Here is a 4,235-nt window from a genome sequence, read left to right on the forward strand (position 1 = left end):
AGAGGCTGTCGCATTAAGAATAAATACTACAATATATTGATTTTAAATTTGCAAATCAATATATTGTATGTAAATTCCTTAGTGCGGCAGCCCCTTAATATATTATTTCCTTCATTTCAAAGGTTTTTTTAGATAATAGATAAAAACTCAAATAATATCCTCCTACAATGAGCATGGATATTATAAATTTTTCATAAGAAACTTTACCAACTTCTCTTAAAAACAAATCAAATATATTAGTAATAAATACTCCCGAAAAATTGCTTGGAATCAATTTAAAAGTTGCCATACTCACTGATGTTATCCTTATTGCAAATAAGGCCCCTATACCTGCTCCTGTAGCTGATCCTGAAGAATTCATAATAATAGATATAAAAATAGTGACCATGCCAAAAGCTCCTAATATAATTGAAGTTAATATTCCCTTTACTAGAAACATAAGAAGCTCTGTACTATCTGGCATTCCTCTTAATATAAAACCTGCAAAAAAGGTTGTAAATATTATATTAAAAGTCATAAGTAAAGCTGTAAATATAATTAAAAATAAAGACTTTCCTATTATTATTTCACCTCTTGAGATAGGCTGAAGAATTGTCATCTTAAGAGTACCATTTCTATAATCTTCTGTTATCATATCTGAAGATAGAATTGCTATATATATTGGTAATATTTCAATAGACATAATCATATTGCTGATTATAACATCCTCTATAGCTGGATTTCCTTTTGCAAGCTTTATTATAATTGCGGATATCGTAGACATTATAAGTAATATAATTAGGAACGACTTAAATCTTTTACTCCCTTTAAAAACCTTTATAAATTCATTATTTAATGTAGCAAGCACTATTACTTACCCCCTTCTATGGTCTCCACAAAATACTCCTCTAAACTTTTATTTATTCTGTTAATCCCATTAACCTTAATATTTCCCTCAACTAAAATCTTATTTATTACCCAAGGTTCTTTGTTATTTAATTCAATAGCTATACCTTTTTCACTGAAGCCATTAAATTTAACTTCTTCAATATTATCTATAAGTTCCTTTGCTCCTTCTTTGTCATTTACTCTAAATTCATATATATCTTTTTTAGAAGTCAAGAGTTCCTCTACTGCTCCTTGAATAACAACCCTTCCCTTACTTATTATTGCTACTCTATTACACATAAGCTCAACCTCAGAAAGAAGATGACTGGATATAAAGAAGGTTATTTTCTCGTTTTTAGATAAATCATTTATAAGTTCTCTAAATTCTATGATTCCTTGGGGATCTAATCCATTAGTTGGTTCATCTAATATTATAAGCTTTGGTTTAGTCAATAAGGCTGCTGCAAGCCCAAGCTTTTGCTTCATTCCAAGAGAAAATTCTTTAAACTTCCTATCAATATGGTCTTTTAATCCAACTCTAACTATAACTTCTGATATTCTCTCTTCCTCTACATTCTTATGAAAGTTCTTTATTATCTTTAAATTCTCATAAGCTGTTAAATTTTCATAGAACCTTGGGCTTTCGACCATAGCAGAAATTTGAGCTATAGCTTCCTTATAATTCTCCTTTATACTTACTCCATTTATATAAACTTCTCCACTATTACATTTTATAAGAGACAAAATCATTCTTATAGTGGTTGTCTTTCCTGCCCCATTAGGACCTAGAAATCCAAATATATCTCCTTCATATACAGTCATATTAAGAGAATTCACGACTAAGTGTCCATTAAACTTTTTAGATAGGTTTCTAACCTTTAAAATTTCCTTCATAGCTCTCTCCTCTTGCAATGTAAATGGCATTTAAAATAATTATAATCAATTTATTGTTAAAATTCCAATAAAACAATCTTAATTATTTCTTTCATTATGATTTCTAAAACTTAATTATATTTTATAAATTATATCTTTTTTCTTAATATTCTAAGACTTTTATATGAATTTTGATGTAATCATTATACCCTTCCTTCATTTTACATAACTTTTATAAAATAGGCTGTTAATTAAATAACGAATAGCATACTCTATTTATCAAAAAGTGTATAGTATTTCTTCACAAAACTTAGTATTTGGTAGTATAATAATATTAAACTTCGGTTTTTTGAGGTATTTACCATTTTTTGAGGTAGTATTTTCTTTGACCAAAGAGCAAATATGTTATACTATTTATTCATAAGATGTAAAGTGATATAGTTTGGTTTTATTAATTTAAAGGGGGATAACTCATGATTAGAGTAGGAATTAATGGTTTTGGAAGAATAGGTAGAACATTTTTAAGAATAGCTTTAGAAAATAACAATAATAAGTTTGAAGTTGTTTCTATAAATGCTAGAGCGGATAGTAAAACTTTAGCTCATTTGTTTACTTATGATTCTTGCTTCGGTACATTTAGAGGGGAAATTGAAGCTAAGGAAGATACCCTTATAATTAATGGAAAAGAAATTAAAATAACAAGATGCCAAAGTCCTTCAGAAATACCTTGGAAGGATTTAAATGTTGATATAGTAATAGAATCTACTGGTAAATTTAACAATCGTGAAGCTCTTGTTAAACATATAGAAGCTGGAGCTAAAAAAGTTGTTGTTACTGCACCTGCAAAGGATGAAGATATAACTGTTGTTATGGGAGTTAATGAAGGAGAACTTGATATTGAAAATCATCATATAATCTCTAATGCTTCTTGTACAACAAATTGTTTGGCACCTTTTGCAAAGGTTTTAAATGATAATTTCAAAATAGTAAGTGGACTTATGACTACTGTCCATGCTTATACTAATGATCAAAGTATATTAGATAAAACTCATAAGGATTTAAGACGTGGAAGAGCTTGTGCAACTTCAATAGTTCCAACTACAACTGGTGCTGCTAAAGCTGTTAGTAAGGTTCTACCAGATCTTGATGGAAAGCTTAACGGTTTTGCTTTAAGAGTTCCAACTCCTACTGTATCCATAGTGGACCTAGTTTGTGAGTTTGAATCTGAAGTTTCTGTAGAGAGCATAAATGAAGCTTTAAAGACAGCTTCCCAAAATGAACTAAAAGGAATATTGGGATACTGTGACGAGCCTCTTGTATCTATAGATTTTAAAGGAGATAGCAGATCATCTATAGTTGATTCTCTTTCAACTATGGTTATAAATAAAAATATGGCCAAGGTTGTTGCTTGGTATGACAATGAGTGGGGTTACTCCACAAGAGTTGTTGATTTAACTAATCACGTAGCTGAATTATTATCAGCACTAAAGATTAGTAAAATAGCTTAATTAATTTAATTTGCCGTTAATTTAATTTTACCATAACAAATAAAAAGATTTACACTTAATATTTTAGGTGTAAATCTTTTTATTTATTATAATCCACATTACCCTTTATCCATATTAATTTGGCTTTCGCCTTCTTTTCTCTTATATCCAAAAGATTCATATATCTTAATCCCACTGTAGTTTTTAGTATCACAAGCTAAAAAGCTTCGCATTGCTCCATTTTCTATTCCCCATTTTAATCCACTATATATTAACTCCTTACCTATTCCCTTTGAGTGATATTTAGGTTCCACCGCTAATTCTCTTATCCATAAAACTGCCCCCTTACTACTTTCATGTCCATATATGTTTAAAAAACATGCTCCAACAACTTCATTATTAAGTTCTGCTACAAGAATAATAGATTCCTCATTTTCATTCCATTCCTTAACAAAGTAATGATCTTCTCCTCTAAATCCCCTTGAGTATCCTAAGCAAGCCTTAGTTATATCACTGACCCTTTCATATTCTTCTTTTTTAATTCTTCGGATTATATAATTTTTAGAACCAATATTTTTAATATTATTTAAATCATCTATCCAGTAATCAAAAAACTCACTATTAACTTTAAACCCTAACCTTTCCATAGGTAGAACAAAATTTTCTGGTATAAACTCTAAATATATTCTAGGTTTTTCTATGCTCTTACTATAAATAATATCCATTGCCTTATTAATACCAACGATAAAATCTTCTTCTGTATCTGCTGCCCAATATCCTCTAACCCCTTCATCATTGTTACTATACATAAATATAAACTCTTCATTTATAATTATATTCTCTTTATCTATAGCTAAAATGTCTTCTAAGTCTACATAATTAAAAGAATTATATTTATATTTCTTAGCCTTTTCTAAAATCTTCTCCATGTTATCCCCCATTTATTATAAATATTTTTAACCTTATTTATATTTTTATAGGATTTTCCTGTTAATTATTAAGTTATAC

4 protein-coding genes are annotated in these 4,235 nt (G+C 28.8%); 1 reads left to right on the plus strand and 3 read right to left on the minus strand.

Features of this window, described 5'->3' with window-relative positions:
• Positions 1-94 precede the first annotated feature (94 nt).
• Both AB2369_RS11880 and AB2369_RS11885 read right to left on the minus strand, forming a co-directional pair.
• Entirely contained in the window at positions 95-847 is a 753-nt protein-coding gene (locus tag AB2369_RS11880) for an ABC transporter permease (RefSeq protein ID WP_367666692.1), read from the minus strand.
• A 2-nt stretch (positions 848-849) separates the two neighbouring features.
• Positions 850-1,761: an ABC transporter ATP-binding protein gene (locus AB2369_RS11885; protein ID WP_367666693.1), complete on the minus strand. Its 912-nt coding sequence runs from the start codon at positions 1,759-1,761 to the stop codon at positions 850-852.
• 452 nt (positions 1,762-2,213) lie between these two features.
• Between AB2369_RS11885 and gap the strand changes: the two genes are divergently transcribed.
• On the plus strand, positions 2,214-3,248 hold the full coding sequence (gene gap / locus AB2369_RS11890; RefSeq protein WP_367666694.1) for a type I glyceraldehyde-3-phosphate dehydrogenase: 1,035 nt from the start codon (positions 2,214-2,216) through the stop codon (positions 3,246-3,248).
• Between the two features lie 98 nt (positions 3,249-3,346).
• On the opposite strand, the gene AB2369_RS11895 is transcribed toward gap, so the two are convergent.
• Complete coding sequence (locus tag AB2369_RS11895; RefSeq protein WP_367666695.1) at positions 3,347-4,156, minus strand: GNAT family N-acetyltransferase; 810 nt, start codon at positions 4,154-4,156, stop codon at positions 3,347-3,349.
• Between the last annotated feature and the right edge of the window lie 79 nt (positions 4,157-4,235).

The sequence above is a fragment of the Clostridium sp. genome (assembly GCF_040797585.1).
In the GTDB taxonomy this organism is placed as follows: Bacteria; Bacillota; Clostridia; order Clostridiales; family Clostridiaceae; genus Clostridium_Z.

What these genes read in the sequence shown, in the direction of transcription:
- AB2369_RS11885 (WP_367666693.1), bottom strand. Translation starts at nt 1,761, where the DNA reads ATGAAGGAAATTTTAAAGGTTAGAAACCTATCTAAAAAGTTTAATGGA.
- gap (WP_367666694.1), top strand. Translation starts at nt 2,214, where the DNA reads ATGATTAGAGTAGGAATTAATGGTTTTGGAAGAATAGGTAGAACATTT.
- AB2369_RS11895 (WP_367666695.1), bottom strand. Translation starts at nt 4,156, where the DNA reads ATGGAGAAGATTTTAGAAAAGGCTAAGAAATATAAATATAATTCTTTT.